The following is a 15,468-nucleotide window of genomic DNA, read 5'->3' on the forward strand; positions in this document are numbered from 1 at the left end:
TCAGAAACGCGCCTTGATACCGGCGTAGAAGCCGCGGCCATCGCCCGGCAGGTAGACCGCCTGCCCGGGGCCCGCCTGGTCGAGGACCAGGGTGGAGGAGGCATAGGTCTTGTCGAAGAGGTTGGTGACGGCGCCGTAAAGGCTGAAGGCCTCGCTGATGCGGTATTCGGTCTTGAGGTCGACGACCGCATAGGGATCGGCGTAGAGCGTGTTCATGTTGTCGACGGGCGTCTTTGCCGGGACCCATTGCAGGGCCGCGCCGATATCCCAGTCCTCCGTCACCGCATATTGCAGCGCGAGGTGGACGACATGGCGGGGCGCGCCGGCGAGGCGATTGTCGCCGCGCACCGGATCGTCGTCGAAGCGGAAGTCCTGGAACGTATAGGCAAGCCGGCCCGTGAGCGCCTGCACGATCTCGCCGGAGACGCCGAGCTCCAGTCCCGCATGGATCGTCCGGTCGGCATTGACGGCGGCCAGCAGCGAACCGCTGCTGTCGCGCAGGCTGAGAAGCTCGTCGTCCACCCAGGAATAGTAGGCGACAGCATCGACGTTCCACGTCTCGTAGCTGCCCCGCCAGCCGATCTCGACGGTGGTCGCGGTCTGGGCGTCGAGGTTCGGCGTGGAGAAGCCGGTCGCCGAGCTGTTGGGCGTGCCGCCCATGGTGCCGAGCAGGTCGTCATGGGTCGGCGGCTCGAAACTGCGGCTGATCGCGGCGAACAGCAGGTTGCTTTCGTCGGGCCGCCAGCTTGCGGCCAGCGCCGGCGACCAGCCGCTATAGCTGCGGTCATAGCTCGTATCGACCGCCGGAATTCTCGACAGGACCGGCCCGCCGGGCGTGAAGCCCAGCCACGGGCGGGTCGCCGTGCCCCAGAGATCGTCGTTTCCGCGCGTCGCATAGGTGTAGGACAGCGAGGGCGACAGCGTCACCGCATCGCCGACCGGCACATTGAGGCCGGCCGTGAGCGACAGGGTCTTGGCGTCGAGATCGTTCCGGGAGAAGGCCGGCCCGTCGGCGCCGGCGCGATTGATGTTGTAGGTCCGCTCGGCCGAGCCGATGGAATACTGCGCCGTCGTTTCGAAGAGCGGTAGGACAGCATCCGCATCCGGCTGGTAGGCATAGCGCAGGAGGCCGGTCACGTCGCCGCCCTCCGTGCGGCGCACGCCGCTCGACACGGGGAAGCGGAACATGTCCTCGGTATGGGTGTAGCCGAGCCCGATATCGAACAGGTGGTCGTCCAGCACGATGGAGGTGCGCGAGCCGATGAGGAACTGGGTGGCCTCGCGGCGCGGCCTGTCGCGCTCGACATTTGGGCCGAGGCTGGTCGGCGGGCCGAGCGAGATCTGCGTCGGGTCGGCGTTCAGCGCGCTCAGCGTCAGGGGACCGGAAACGTCGAAGCCGAGGTCGGTATAGCCGATGAAGGCGCGCGTCGTGACGCTGTCGGAAATCTCCGCCTCGATCGTGCCGCCGACGCTCGTCCGGCGGGAGCCGTTGTGCCGGCGGAAGCCGTCGCGGCGGCTGCTGTCGATGGAGAAGCTGCCGGCGAAGCGGTCGCTGTCGAAGCCCGTGCGGGCGGAAACCTCTGCCGCGCCGAAACTTCCGCCTCCCGCCGAAACGCTCGTTCCGGCCTCCACCGGCGAGGCGAAGTTGATCGCCCCGCCGAGCACGCTCGCGCCGAGCCGGTTGGCGGTATAACCGCGATAGACCTCGATCAGGCTCGCCTGGCCGGGATTTGCGAGGCCGACGATGTAGGAGCCGTCCGCGCGGTTGATCGGCAGGCCGTCCCGCAGGACGAGGATGCCGCGCTCGACCGGGTTCTGCTGCAGGCCTGAGCCGCGGATCTGCACCCGCGGCTGATCGTTGCCGCCGAAGAAGCGCTGCACGACGACGCCCGGAACGAGGGCGAGCGCTTCGGAAAGTGTCGGCACGGCCCGTGCCGCCGGCTCCTCCCCGCCGATGGCCGCCACCCCGCCGGGAATGGCCGCCAGGCGCTCGCGCGCCCTCTGGACCGTGTCGCTCCACCTTGTGCCATCGACCACGACGGCGTCCAGAACCGTGGTCGAGCCGGGTGTCGCCGACTGTGCCAAAGCCCCCGTCGCCGTCCCGGCCAGAAGAACCGCCGTCACGAAACCAAGTCCACCGATGCGCGCCATGATATCCCCGCTCGCCAATTGCCCTGCCATGGGAATTGCACATCCGGGAAACGCCGCTCTTTGCGCTGGCGCAAACAAGAGTCAAAACTTGAGTATTCCACACATGTTATTGCAGGACGGCGCTACGCAAGGCGCGCTCAAGCAGCGCCAGCGCGATCTATGGCGCGATTTCAACCGTTTCCTGCAATCGCACGAGCTCGAAATCGCTGACGAGAATGTCGATCCTCACGCGCCACCGCCCGGCCAGGGGAAGGATGACGTCCGCGGCCTGCCAGGTTCCGTCGCCCTGCAACGCGGCCCGCCTGCGCATCGGCTCGATGCCCGCTTCCGGGTTCGAGAGGACGAACGTGACCTCCTTCGGGCTGAGGGGCGTGAAGTCGGGCGACAGGATGACGGCGGACAGCCGGACCGGGCCGGCGCGACCCGGCGTGAGGGCGATCTCGGCCATCGCCTTGTCCGAATGGATATGGATGGAGGCCGGCCGCGCCGCCGCGAGCGCCAGTGCGCGCGGCGGCGGCGTGAACCGCCAGGCCGCGGCGACGGCAAGAACCGCAAGGACGATCATGGTCTCCACGATGATCGACCGGACAAGCCGCCGCGTCGCGCCGCGATCCCCGCGCGCGGCGGGCCGGGTGAAAACCCAGCGGTTGAGAGCCACGAGCGAAAACAGGACCGCAAGCAGCGCCATCTTCACCAGAAGCACGGCGCCGTAGGCCGTCGAAAAGAGCGCGCCGAATGCCTGGACCTGAACGACGGCAAGCAGCAGGCCGGCAAGGGCCAGCGCGGCAACGCAGGCCGGGATCAGGCGCGAAAACCGGTCAAGCGCCTGCCGGCCGGCATCGCCGCCCCGCCGCACGGCATAGGCCAGCGGCAGGAGGGCGCCGATCCAGACGGCGATCGTGATCGCATGCACGAAGACGGCGGGTTGCGTCAGCCATTGCGGCGCGGCCGAACTTGCATGGCCGCTCAACGCCAGGGCCCCGCCTGCGGCGAGGAGAGACGCAAGGGACGCCGCACGACCGGCGAATGCCGCGCGCAAGCAGGCAACCACCGCCAGGCAGAAGGCCGCCAGAAGCACGATGACGGTGAGGCCGAAACGCGTGGCGAGACCGGCTTGCCATACCGCTCGATCCATCAGGCCGGACAGCGGGACGCCGAGCGCATCCAGTCCCTGAAACCCCAGCGAGAGGACGGCCGCCGCCAGGCCGAGCAGCGTTGCCCCCCTTATGACGCGCAGGCCATCCGCGCCGCCCGGGATCAGCCAGCGGACAGCGAAGAGGCCGCCGATGCCGAAGAAGAGGCCGACATAGAGCGCGACCCGCGCAAGCCACAGCGCGATCCTGACCGGCCAGTCGGCCGCCGTTTCGGCGACGGGCGGCGCGCTGCTCGGCGCGCCGATCGAAAAGACCGTGGATCCGGCAACCGGATGCCCGTCCTCGGACACGACACGCCAGACAAGGACATGGGTGCCAGCGCCGAGGCCGTCCGGCGGGACGATCTCAAGCACGCGGTCGCGGAGCGCGAAAGTCCCGAGCGTCCTTGCCTGCCCATCCGGCAGGACGAGCCGCAGCACGAGCGGCGAAACCGGCTCGCTGAAGGACAGCGAGAGGCTTTGCGGCGGCGTGTCGACGACCGCGCCATCCGCCGGCACCGACCCCGTCAGGGAGGCATGCGCCATCGCCGCCGCGGCGAGGCAGCACCAGAGGATGCCGGCCAGGAATACCTGGATACAGGCTCGGCCAGGATGGTCCCGCACGAACGCTCTCCGAACGACAGATGCGGCCGGCACCCCGATGGCGCCGGCCTTCACGGGGCCAGAGCGTTTGCGCCGTTCTTCAAATCGCAAAGACACCCCGGCCTCCTGTTTCGCCGCAATCTTGCATGCAAGACCGCGTCATGCCCTTTCTGGACCAGCCTTTAATGGCCGCTTGCGGCCTCGACCAGCTTCACGCCGGGCGCGGGAAGCTCGAGATCATCGGCCGACTGGCCTTCGGCGGGAATCTCGATCCAGCGCTCGGCCATGCCGTCCGGGCACTCCTGCACCACGGGGAAATACAGCGTTTCGCCCGCCTTCAGGTCCTTCGTCAGATAGACCCGCAGCACGAACTCGTCATATTCGTCATCGCCGAGGCTGCCGCCGCTCCATATGATTTCCTTCACGCCTTCGCTGGTCGGCGTGCCGTGGTAGTCGTAGGATTTCGCATAGGCGCCCTTGATCTTTTCAAGCGTCCAGCCGGCCTTCGGCTGCGGCTTGACCGCGATCACGCCCTCCGGGATCTGCACGCGGAGCACATTCGTCGGCCTGCCTTCGCAGCCATGCGGCACCTGGAGGATCGCGCGATAGGTCGAACCGACCGGCGCCTCCTTCGATTGCAGCGAGACATGGGCAAGGGCGGCTCCGGAACCGATGGCAAGGACGGCAACGGTTGCAAGCATTCTTTTCAGCATAGTCAGTCTCCATGAAGCCGGTCATCCCTGCCGGCAAGGTTTGATGGAAGAAAAATTGGAAGGTGCGATCGCGAAGCGCCCGGCGGGGCGCCGACGACAGGACGGACGGAGGCCGGGAGGCACGGCAGTGCGCATCATGCGTGCGTGGAGAACGGGAGCCTCGCGGCGCCCCCTGCCCCGTTGGCCGATATGGCTCGGGCAGGCGCATCGTCACGGTCGCCAGCGGGTGCCGGCCCGGCGGTCAGGCGATGGCGGGAGGGCCGCGCGGATGTCCGGGGAGAGCGTCGTGCGCCGAGGGGACGATGTCGCCATACCCATCGAGAATCCGCTGCGATGGCTGGGCAAGCGGATTGAACAGGATGGGAACAGAGCGGTGGGTCGGAACGAAGGCCGCGGCCATGCCGCAGGCAAGCGTGCAGCAATCGGGAGCGAGGGAACGCTCCTTGCCCGGCGCGGAGGCCGGCTCCTGCTCCTCGGCATGGGTGATGCAGAGCGGATTGCCGAAGGCATCGACCGGCGAAGCGCCGGCGGCGGCTGCAACGGCAAGGGGGCCGAGGAGCGCCTGCAACGCCATCAGGACGGCGACGGCGAAGGCCACCATTCCAATCCGGCACTGTTGCAGATGCGTGTTCATCGAAACCTCTCGCGCCAAGGCTTACCAACCAGGCAGCGCGATGAAAAGGCTCTCCGCCTGCCGAATTGTCGCACAGTTTGCGATGCAGCAATGAGCCGCGCGAAAAGTCGCCGGGCTTGCTAGTAGGCTGCGCGGTAGAGGGCCAGCGCGTCCGCCTCTTCCAGCGGCACGGGATTGTTTGCGAGGAGCCGGGTCTGCAACATGGCGTCCGCCGCGAGCGTCGGGAGCATGTCTTCCGCCACACCGGCATCGCGCAGCCGGCGCGGCGCGCCGGAGGCATCCATCAGTTCCAGCATCCGGGCAAGGAAACGGCGGGCAAGGCCTTCCTCGCTCCCGGCGCCCGCAAGATCCGCCCCGGCCGGCGCGGCCAGCCGGGCGTAGAGTGGCGCCGCGGCCTTCAGGTTGAAGTCGAGCACCGGCCCCAGCATGAGCGCATTGGCGAGGCCGTGCGGGATGTGGCAGCGGCCGCCGAGCGGATAGGCCAGGGCGTGCACCGCGGCCACCGGCGCATTCGCGAAGGCCTGCCCGGCCAGCGTCGCGCCGAGCAGCATCGCTTCGCGCGCCGTGCGGTCGTTACCGTTGCGGCATGCGGCAACCAGGTGGGTGGAGAGAAGCCGCAACGCCTCGCAGGCGAGAAGATCGGATATGGGGTTCTTCCTGTGCCGCGACGTATAGGCTTCGATCGCATGCACCATGGCGTCGATGCCGGTCGCGGCGGTGTGGAGCGGCGGCAGGCCGCAGGTGAGCGCCCCGTCGAGCAGCACGCGGTCGGCATAGAGCTGGTCGGCGACCACGCCCATCTTCGTCGTCTCGCCCGTTGTCAGGATCGTGATGTTGGTCACCTCCGATCCCGTGCCGGCCGTGGTCGGGACCTGCACGAGCGGCAGGCGCCCGCCCTCGACCTTGCCGATGCCGTAGAGGCTGGCAAGGCCTTGCCCGGACCGGATGAGAACGGCGGCGAGCTTGGCCACGTCCATGGACGAGCCGCCGCCGAAGCCGAGCACGATGTCGACCTGCGCGGCCCTGGCGCGCGCGACGCAATCGAGAAGCACGCTTTCGGGCGGGTCGGCGACGACGGCGTCGAACACGGTGACGGTAAAGCCGCTCGCCTGAAGCGAGGCAAGCGCGGGGTCCAGAACGCCCGAGGCCCTGAGGCCGCCATCCGTGACGAGCAGGAGGTTGCGCGCGGTAAACCAGGCACCCAGCCTCTCGCCGATATGGGCCGCGCCGCCCCATTCGACGGCAAGGCTCGCAACGGTGTCGAACTGGAACGGCTGCATGGGATCAGGCCGCCAGATAGCCGCCGTCGACGGGCACAATGGCGCCGTGGATATAGGAGGCGTCTTCCGACAGGAGGAACGCCACGACCCGGGCGATCTCCACCGTGGCGGCCCAGCGGCCGATGGGGATGCGTGCGTCGATCCGGGCGCGCCGCGCCGCATCGGCCCGCGCTCCTTCCGAAATACGCGTCTCCACCCAGCCGGGCGCCACCGCGTTGACGCGGATGCCACTTGCACCCCAGGCGACGGCCAGCGAACGCGTCAGCGCCACGACGGCCCCCTTGCTGGTGCCGTAGGCGGGTGCGACCGGGTTGCCGAACCAGCTCCACATCGAGGCGATGTTGACGACCGCGCCGCCGCCGCGCTGGAGCGCGTCGCGGGCCGCCGTGCAGGAGGAAAGGACGCCGGTGACGTTCACCGCCATGACCTTCTCGAAAACCGCTTCCTCCCATTCCCTGCCGTACTGGATGGTTCCCGCGCAGGTCACGAGCCCGCCGAGTGTTTCCAACCCCTCGAAGACGCGGGCAAGCGAGGCCGCATCGGTGACGTCGCATTCGACGAAGCGGGCGGCATCGGGAAAGCCGTCCTCCCGTTCCAGGCCCGCAGCCGTCACCTGCCAGCCGCGCTCGACGAGCACCTGGGTCGTCGCCAGTCCAATACCTGTCCCCCCGCCGGTGACCACCACGTTCCTTGCCTCTCCCATCGTCAGTTCCTTTCGTCGAGGGCCCGCATCGCGCGCACGAGATCGCCGGCATCGAGCTTGCGGTAGTAGTTCGGCGCATAGGGCGCGGCGAGCGCGATCTCGGCCATGCGCCGGAAATCGGCCTCTGCCGTGATGCCGAATGCCTTGAAGCCGGTGGGCAGGCCGATGCGGCGAAAGAAACCGGCAAGCGCGCGGATCTCCTCCGCGCTGCCCTGCCCGGCGGCGAGCTGCGTCAGCGTGCCGAGCGCGACCATTTCGCCATGCAGCAGACCGCCCAGCGCCGGCATGACCGACAGTCCGCGCACCATGGCGTGGGCAATGGAAAGGCCGCCGCTTTCAAAGGCGAGGCCACTCAGGAGCACTGCCGCCTCGACGACGCGCTCGAAAGCCTCGTCGGGCGCCGTTGCCGCCATGGCGGCCTCGCTGTCGGCGAGAAGGATCTCCTGCGCGCGGGAGACGATCGCTTGCGTCAGTTCCGTCGGCCGGCCCGAGAAGAAGTTGAGCCCGCCGCCGGCCAGCGCGCCCGCAAGCTCGTAGGGCTTCGACATCGCATCGCCGATGCCGGCGGTCAGGAACCGGCGCGGCGCCCCGGCGATGACGGCAGTGTCGACCAGCACCAGCACGGGATTGGTCTTCATGCGGCGCACGCCCTCGACGGCGTGGTCCGGCGTGTAGACGACGGCGATATGGCTGGTGGGGCTGTCGTTGGAGGCGATCGTCGGCACGATGGCGACCGGCAGGCCGCGCTCGATCGCGGCCCCCTTCGCGGTGTCGATCGCCTTGCCGCCGCCGACGCCGATGAGAAGCCGGGCATCGCCCGTCTCCGCGGCGCGCGCGGCGATTTCCGCCGCGGTGCATTCGCCGCCGAACGCCATGAGGCGGGCAGCGGGCAGCTGGCGGAGGATGCGTTCGCCGAGAAGGTTGCGGGCAACCGGATCGATGACCACGGCCACCGGCCCGCCCCCGACGATCGCAACCTCTTCCGCCAGCCGGTCGATGGCGCCCGGCCCCTGCACATAGCGCAGCGGCGCCCCCAGGATACGCATGGTCATGGCATCACCCTTTCACGGCGCCGGCCGTCAGGCCCTGGACGAAGTAGCGCGACAGCGCCAGGAAGGCGGCGAAGAGCGGCAGGGCGATCAGCGTCGAACCCGCCATCACGTCGCCCCAGCGCAGGTCGAAGGCGCCGATCATCGAGGCAAGGCCGAGCGGCACGGTCTTGTTGGCGTCCGAGCCGATCATGACGAGCGCGAAGGTATAGTCCGTCCACGACAGCAGGAAGGCGAAGATCGCGACCGTCACAAGGCCAGGAACCGAGAGCGGCAGCACCACCCGCAGGAACGCGCCGAGCCGGGTGCAGCCGTCGACCATCGCCGCCTCCTCCAGCTCGAAGGGCATGGTCTTGAAGAAGCCCCAGAGGAACCAGACGCCGAGCGGCATGGTGATCGTCAGGTGCGAGATGACGAGCGAGAGCAGCGTGTCGTTGAGCCCGACGACCGAGAACATCGCATAGAGCGGGATGGCGAGCAGCAGCGGCGGGAACATGTAGGCATAGAGCATGCCGGCGATGATCATCTGCTTGCCGCGGATGCGCTGGCGCGTGACGCCATAGGCGATCATCACCGACAGGACCATCGTCAGCGCCACCGTGGTCACCGCGACGATCAGGCTGTTGAGGAACTGCCGCGGGTAGTCGGTCTGCGCCAGCAGGCTGGTATAGTATTCCAGCGTCCAGCGCTGCGGCACCAGCGAGGGGGTCATCAGCATTTCCTGTGTGGGGCGCAGGGAGGAGACGATCATCCAGTAGATCGGGAAGGCGCTGTAGACGGCGAGCACGATTGCCGCGAAGTAGAGCCCCATGCGGCCGGCGATCCGCCGGGGTCGGATTTGCCCGCTCATTTGCCTTGCTCCATCGGGAATACGCGGAAGTAGATCGCCACGGCGACCATGAGGACGAAGAAGGAGAGCGTCGCGATGGCCGCACCGCTTCCGATGTCGTAGAGCGCGAAGGCCTCCCGGTAGGACAGGACCGGCAGATGCTCCGTCGCCCCCAGCGGGCCGCCGCCCGTCGCCAGCCAGACGACGTCGAACTTGTTGAACATCCACACGCCGCGCAGCAGGATGATGACCGTCAGGATCGGCCGCAGCGACGGCAGCGTGACGTGGAAGAACTGCCGGATCGGCCCGGCGCCATCAACGCGCGCCGCTTCGTAGAGCTGGCTCGGCACCGTCTGCAGGCCGGCGAGGAACGTCGTGGTGACGAAGGGCGTCCACAGCCAGACCGAGATCAGGATGACGGAGACCATCGAGGCCGTTTCCGTTTCGAACCAGTAGATCGGCGGCAGGCCCCAGTCGTCCATCAGGATCGTCACGATGCCGAGCGAACCGTCCACCATCCACTTGAACACCAGCACGGCGACGACCGTCGGCAGGAGATAGGGCAGGAAGGCGAGCCCGCGCAGCAGCGACCGGCCGATGAAGTTCTGGTTCAAAAGCAGCGCGAAGCCGATGCCGAGCACCACCTGCAGCACGATCGCGAGCCCGGCATAGACGATGCCGTTCCACAGCGCGTTCCAGAACGCGGCGCTCGCCAGGACCTCGGCGTATTTCGCCAGACCGACCCAGACCGGATCGGCCGTCAGCGACGGCATGTCGTAGAAGCTGAGGGATACCGCGTACAACGCGGGGCCGACGATCAGCAAGAGGGTCGCAAGGATCCCGACGCCGAGAAAGCCGGGCAGCAGCCAGCGGGTCATTCGAAAACTCCTGTGGGAACAAGCCGGGGGAGGAGCGCGCCCTCCCCCGGCGTCTCGTCACTTGATGACGTCGCGCATCTTGGCCGCAGCCTGCGACACCGCCTCGGCCGAGTCCATCTCGCGCAGGATCTTGTTCTGCAGCATTTCCGGCATGACGAAGGATTCGAACACCTTGCCCGGCCGGACGTCCGGCCGCGGGCCCTGCGTGTCGATCGAGGTCAGGACGACCGATCCGTCGGTGACGAGGCTGCGCATCTGGTCGATCTCCGCGCCGAACTGCTTGATCAGCGCATTGTCGCGCCAGCGCTGGTCGTCGTAGATGTCGAGCCGGGCCGGCTGGAAGTGCACGGGCGCCGTGTGCAGGAAGTCGACCATGCGGTCGGTCGTCAGCCAGCGCATGAACTCCATGGCATTGCCCGTGTTGTCGGTCTTCAGCACGACCCAGCCGTCGTAGCCGTGGCTGACCGCCGTCTGCTTTCCGGCGCTGTCCATGTAGGGCATGATGCCGAGGCGCCCGCCCATGTCGGGATTGTCGCGCGCCGCGGCCTCGTAGACCCGGCCCGCATAGGCGCCGTGCGCGACCGTGCCGGCGACGAGGTTCGACAATACATCCGAATAGCCGGCCTGGAGCGCGCCGGGCGGCATGGTGGCGTAGAGCCTTGCCATGAAGTCGAGATAGGCGGCGGCCTTCGGCTTCATCTCGTCATTGTCGATGATGACGTTCCATTCGTCGTCGAAGAGCTTGACGCCCTCGGCCCAGAGGAAGGCGAAGGACATCCAGTTGGCCGCGCCGTTGGAGCCGATGGGGAACAGGCATCCCTTCTGGCGGCCCTCCACCAGCGCCTCGCAATTGCCGGCGAAGGCGTCCCAGGTCTTCGGCACCGAGAGGCCCTTCGTCTCGTAGAGGTCCTTGCGGTAGTAGATCAGCGCGAGGTTGTAGTCGAAGGGATACCAGTAGACCTTGCCGTCGATGGGGAAGAGGATGTTGTTGCCCCATTTGAACTCGTCGGTGAGCTCGTTCAGCGGCACGATCTGCCCTTCTTCGGCGAGGAGAAGGACCTGGCCGATGAAGCCGACATTGGCGACGTCATAGGGCGTGCCGGAACGGATGCCGTTGGTGATCTTGGTGAAGGCCTCGTCGAGCGGCACGGAATCGACGATGACCTCGACGCCGGCCTTCTCTTGATACTCCTTGGCCATCTTGGCGAAGAAGGCGAGCGTGTCCTTGCCCGTCTCGCAGTTCAGGAAGCGGATGGGGCGTTTTTCCTGCGCGCGCAGGGCGGGCGCGGCCAGCCCCGACAGCGCAAGGCCCATGCCGAGCGCGCCCGCGCCCTTGAGAGCCTGCCGCCTCGTCCAGACGCCACCCTTCGTTTTCTCGTATGCCATGTCTTCTCCTCCCATGATCCGCCCTTTGTGCGGACGCTCCCAATGCGTTGGCCGTTATCGGCCGGTGGAAAGCCTTTCGCCGCTTTCGCGGTCGAAGAGATGGATCGCCGCCTCCGGTACGGCGATCCTCATGTCGCTGCCGGGCGCCACGTCGTCGCGCCGGCCGGTCATGACGCGCAGGCGGCGACCCGCAAGCTCGCCGATGAACAGGGTCTGCGAGCCGAGCTGCTCGATGCCGCGGACGGCGAAGGGCAGGCCCTCCCCCGCCGGCACGATCGCCTCCGGCCGCATGCCGACCGTCACGCGCCCCTCCCGGCGCGCCAAGCCCGACGGGGCAGGAAGCGAAACGCCCTCGCCGAGCACCAGCCGCCCGTCGGCGAGGTCCGCATCGATGAGGTTCATCTCGGGCGAGCCGATGAAACCGGCGACGAAGGCGTTGGCCGGGCGGTCGTAGACCTCCAGGGGCGAGCCGATCTGCTGCACCCGCCCGTCCCGCATGATGACGATGCGGTCGGCGAGCGTCATCGCCTCGGTCTGGTCATGCGTGACATAGAGCATCGCCTTGCCGATGCGTCTTTGCAGCAGGGCGATCTCCTCGCGCATGCGCGAGCGCAGCTTGGCGTCGAGATTGGACAGCGGCTCGTCCAGCAGGAAGACGGCCGGATCGCGCACCAGCGCGCGGCCGAGCGCCACGCGCTGCATCTGGCCGCCCGAGAGCTGGCCGGGCTTGCGCTCCAGCAGATGCGTGATGTCCAGCATCTCGGCCGCCGCGTCGACCCGCTTGGTGATCTCGGCCGCGTCGGTGCCCCGCATCTTAAGGCCGAAGGACATGTTCCCCCGGATCGTCTTGTGCGGGTAGAGCGCGTAGTTCTGGAACACCATCGCGATGTCGCGGTCCTTCGGCTCCAGCGCCGTGACGTCGCGCCCGCCGATATGCAGCTTGCCGTCGCTGATCGTCTCCAGGCCCGCGACCATGCGCAGCGTGGTCGACTTGCCGCAGCCCGAGGGACCGAGCAGCACGATCAGCTCGCCCTTGGCGATTTCCAGATCGACGCCTTCCACCGCAACCACCGGGCCATAGGTCTTGCGCAGCTTGCGCAGACTGACTTCCGCCATCACTTCGCCTCCCTGATTGCCCGGACCGTCTCGTGGTTGACCGGGGTCAGCGCCTCCTTGGCCGCCCGGAAGCGGGCAAAGCCCGCATCGTAGACCCCGGCGACGCCCGCGGCCGGGACCAGGGTCTCGGCCACCTTGATGGCGCGGGCCGCATCCGCCGTGTCGGCGAAAACGCCGATGCCGATGCCGGCGATGAGGGCCGCACCGTAGGACGCATCGCCCTCCGCCGGCACCTCGATCGTGAGGCCCGTGACGTCGGCGATGATCTGGCGCCACAGGGCGCTGCGCGTGCCGCCGCCGACGAGGCGCGCGGTGTCGAAGCCCATGCCCCGGGATTTCAGCACCGTCAGGCAATCGCGCAGCGTGTAGGCGATGCCTTCGTAGAGCGCGCGGCAGATGTGCGGCGCCCCGTGCTGGAAGCCGAGCCCCACGAAGGAGGCCCGCAGGTCCGGATCCCAATAGGGGCTCCGCTCGCCGTTGAGATAGGGGTGGAAGAGCAGGCCCTCCGACCCCGCCGGAGCCTCCTGCGCCTTCCGGTCCATGCCGTCGAAGCCGATTTCCGCAAACAGCGCGTCGCGCAGCCACCGGTGGGCGGAGGCGCAGGAATTGGTGCCGAGGATGGCGTAGTGATGGCCGGGAACGAGGTGCGGGTAATGGATGACGTCGTCGGAGAAGACCGGCGCGGCGGTGAGCGTGGAGACCGTGCCCGCCGTCGCCAGCTTCAGCGCGCCGATGCCCGGCCGCGTCATGCCGGCCGCATAGGTTTCCGCATTGGTATCGGACGTGCCGCAGACGACGGGCGTTCCCGCCCGCAGCCCCGTCTCGGCGGCGGCCGCCGCCGTCACGGTTCCGGTCGTCGCCGTCGATCCGACGATCTGCGGCAGCACGCCGGGCTCCAGCCCGGCGATCGCGCACAGCTCCGCCGACCAGCCGTCGCGCTGCGCGTCGGCCAGCATCAGGCCCCAGGCATCCGTGAGGTCCGTCGCATCGCTGCCGTCGAGACGGCGGCGCAACCAGTCCTTGGCGGGCCGCAGGCGGCGGATGCGGGCATGCACCTCCGGCTCCTCCTCGCGCAGCCAGACGAGCTGCGGCAGGGTCCACGTCGGGCTGACCCGGTTGCCGGAAAGTTCGAGGATGCGCGGGCCGCGGGCAGCCCTTTCCCGCGCGACCTGCGGGCCGGAACGCTGGTCGTTCCACATGATGGCCGGGCGCAGGGTCCGGCCCGCCTCGTCCTCCAGGACATGCGTATGGGCGCCCGCCGTCACGGAAACGGCGGCGACGCGGCCGGGATCGATGCCGGCCTGCCAGATTTTGCGGAGCGACTGCACCAGGGCGGACCACCAGCCTTCCGGGTCCTGCTCGCTGAAGCCGGGCTTCGGCGCCAGCGTTTCGACGGGAACGGAGGCGGTGGCAAGGACCTTCCCGCCGGCGGAAATGACCGTCGACTTGAGCGATCCTGCGCCGAGATCGATCCCGAGCAAGAGGATGTCAGACATTGGCACCCCTGTCGCGGTAGGGATCGACGGCGCCGGCACGGGGCGGGAAGCCGAGCTTGCCGGGATTGAACAGGTTCTGCGGATCGACGGACGCCTTGATGCGGCGCAGGAGATCCATCCCGACGCCATGCTCGCCATCCATCCACGGCCCGCGGAAGAGGCCGCTGCCATGATGATGCGCGATGGAACCGCCGTGGGCCAGGGTCTCGCCGGTCGCGATCTCCCACATCTTCTGGTGCAGCGTCAGGGCCACGGCCTGGTCCATGGGCGGCAGGCGCAGGGTCATGTACTGGCAGACGCCTTCCGGATAGACATGCGACCAGTGGGCGCTGAAATGCGCGTCCGGCGACACTTCCGCCGCGATGCGCGCGGCGATCGTGTCGTAGAGCGCGGCCGCATTGCTCCAGTTCACCGTCACCTCGATCGTGTCGTTGTAGTAGCCGCGGTCGAGCCATTGCTTGGTGATCGAGTGGTAGCGCTTCGCGCGCCACTCGTCGAAGGGACGCGTTTCGGTCTCGACCGCACCGACCTCCTGCGCGAAGCCACGCACCAGCGCCGCCTCGGCGGCCACGATGGCCGGCTCGCCGCAGACGACGATGTTGGCCATGACCGGGCGCGTCCGGTAGGCTTCGATGCCCTCGGTGCGCAGCGCGGTTTCCTTTTCGTCGTAGAGACGGACGATCCGCGGATGCAGGCCGGCCTGCATGATGCGCTTGGCGAGCCCCAGCGCGGCGGCCCGGTCCGGCAGGGCCAGCACGATCGCCTCCTCGGCCGCGGGCAGCGTCCAGATGCGCATGGTCAGCTCCGTGATGACGGCGAGCGTGCCCTCGCTTCCCACGATGACATCGAGCACGGAGGGGCCGGAGGCGCGCTTGGGCAGCGGGCGGACTTCCAGCACGCGCCCGTCCGGCATGACGGCCTTCAGGCCGACGACGATGTTCTCGATCTTGCCGAAGCGGCTCGATTCCTGGCCGCCGCCGCGGCAGGCGGCCCAGCCGCCGACCGTCGATATGGTGAGGGACTGCGGCAGGTGGCCGGAGGTGTAGCCTTCGGCATTCAGCGCGTCCTCGAAGGCCTCGCCGTTCATGCCGGCCTCGACCGTCACGAGATTGTTCTCGCGGTCGATGTTGAGGATGCGGTTCATGCGCTGCATGTCGAGCATCAGCTCCTCGCCGAGCGGGATGATCCCGCCGAGGACGCCGGAGCCGCTGCCATAGGGGATGAGCGGCTTGTCGACCTCGCCGGCCTTGCGGACGATCGCCGAGACGTCCTCGGTGCTGGCCGGGCGCAACACCAGACCGGGCAGCGTGCCGACCAGCGCGCCTTCCCGCGCGCGGAAGTTCGCATAGGGCAGACGGTCATGGGCGTAACCGGCACGCGCGGCCTCGTCCACCAGGACGTTTTCCGCGCCGATCAGCTCCGAAAGCTCGGAGACGAGATCACGTTCTTTCAACGGCTTTTCCTCCTCTATGTCCTGCGAAACCCTCGATCTCACCTT

General features: G+C 68.3%; 13 protein-coding genes. All 13 read right to left on the reverse strand.

Features of this window, described 5'->3' with window-relative positions; genetic code table 11:
* The 13 genes from AABF56_RS09710 to AABF56_RS09770 all read right to left on the reverse strand — a co-directional run bounded on the left by AABF56_RS09710 (position 1) and on the right by AABF56_RS09770 (position 15,423).
* Positions 1 to 2,151: a TonB-dependent receptor family protein gene (locus AABF56_RS09710; RefSeq protein WP_272805763.1), complete on the reverse strand. Its 2,151-nt coding sequence runs from the start codon at positions 2,149 to 2,151 to the stop codon at positions 1 to 3.
* 157 nt (positions 2,152 to 2,308) lie between these two features.
* Positions 2,309 to 3,907 carry a copper resistance CopC/CopD family protein gene (locus AABF56_RS09715; RefSeq protein ID WP_272805764.1) on the reverse strand — a complete coding sequence of 533 codons (1,599 nt, stop codon included), beginning with the start codon at positions 3,905 to 3,907 and terminating at the stop codon, positions 2,309 to 2,311.
* 161 nt (positions 3,908 to 4,068) lie between these two features.
* Positions 4,069 to 4,599 (reverse strand): YcnI family copper-binding membrane protein, encoded by a 531-nt coding sequence (locus AABF56_RS09720; RefSeq protein ID WP_272805765.1) that lies wholly within the window; start codon positions 4,597 to 4,599, stop codon positions 4,069 to 4,071.
* A 241-nt stretch (positions 4,600 to 4,840) separates the two neighbouring features.
* Positions 4,841 to 5,233: a hypothetical protein gene (locus tag AABF56_RS09725; protein ID WP_272805766.1), complete on the reverse strand. Its 393-nt coding sequence runs from the start codon at positions 5,231 to 5,233 to the stop codon at positions 4,841 to 4,843.
* Between the two features lie 119 nt (positions 5,234 to 5,352).
* The gene (locus tag AABF56_RS09730; protein ID WP_272805767.1) at positions 5,353 to 6,513 is read right to left on the reverse strand and encodes an iron-containing alcohol dehydrogenase; all 1,161 of its coding nucleotides are present in this window, start codon (positions 6,511 to 6,513) and stop codon (positions 5,353 to 5,355) included.
* Positions 6,514 to 6,517: 4 nt separating this feature from the next.
* Positions 6,518 to 7,216 carry an SDR family NAD(P)-dependent oxidoreductase gene (locus AABF56_RS09735; protein ID WP_272805768.1) on the reverse strand — a complete coding sequence of 233 codons (699 nt, stop codon included), beginning with the start codon at positions 7,214 to 7,216 and terminating at the stop codon, positions 6,518 to 6,520.
* Positions 7,217 to 7,218: 2 nt separating this feature from the next.
* Positions 7,219 to 8,268 carry a glycerol dehydrogenase gene (locus AABF56_RS09740; RefSeq protein ID WP_272805769.1) on the reverse strand — a complete coding sequence of 350 codons (1,050 nt, stop codon included), beginning with the start codon at positions 8,266 to 8,268 and terminating at the stop codon, positions 7,219 to 7,221.
* Between the two features lie 4 nt (positions 8,269 to 8,272).
* Complete coding sequence (locus AABF56_RS09745; RefSeq protein ID WP_272805770.1) at positions 8,273 to 9,115, reverse strand: carbohydrate ABC transporter permease; 843 nt, start codon at positions 9,113 to 9,115, stop codon at positions 8,273 to 8,275.
* Positions 9,112 to 9,972, reverse strand: a complete 861-nt coding sequence (locus AABF56_RS09750; protein ID WP_272805771.1) for a carbohydrate ABC transporter permease — start codon at positions 9,970 to 9,972, stop codon at positions 9,112 to 9,114. The genes AABF56_RS09745 and AABF56_RS09750 overlap by 4 nt, the downstream gene beginning before the upstream one ends.
* A gap of 57 nt (positions 9,973 to 10,029) precedes the next feature.
* Positions 10,030 to 11,358, reverse strand: a complete 1,329-nt coding sequence (locus AABF56_RS09755; RefSeq protein WP_272805772.1) for an ABC transporter substrate-binding protein — start codon at positions 11,356 to 11,358, stop codon at positions 10,030 to 10,032.
* Between the two features lie 54 nt (positions 11,359 to 11,412).
* A complete protein-coding gene (locus tag AABF56_RS09760) occupies positions 11,413 to 12,474 on the reverse strand; it encodes an ABC transporter ATP-binding protein (RefSeq protein WP_272805773.1) in 1,062 nt (353 codons plus the stop codon).
* Positions 12,474 to 13,970 (reverse strand): xylulokinase, encoded by a 1,497-nt coding sequence (locus AABF56_RS09765; RefSeq protein WP_272805774.1) that lies wholly within the window; start codon positions 13,968 to 13,970, stop codon positions 12,474 to 12,476. Before AABF56_RS09765 ends, AABF56_RS09760 begins: the two co-directional genes overlap by 1 nt.
* Positions 13,963 to 15,423 carry an FAD-binding oxidoreductase gene (locus tag AABF56_RS09770; RefSeq protein WP_272805775.1) on the reverse strand — a complete coding sequence of 487 codons (1,461 nt, stop codon included), beginning with the start codon at positions 15,421 to 15,423 and terminating at the stop codon, positions 13,963 to 13,965. Before AABF56_RS09770 ends, AABF56_RS09765 begins: the two co-directional genes overlap by 8 nt.
* Between the last annotated feature and the right edge of the window lie 45 nt (positions 15,424 to 15,468).

The organism is Shinella sp. WSC3-e (genome assembly GCF_945994535.1).
Lineage (GTDB): Bacteria > Pseudomonadota > Alphaproteobacteria > Rhizobiales > Rhizobiaceae > Shinella > Shinella yambaruensis.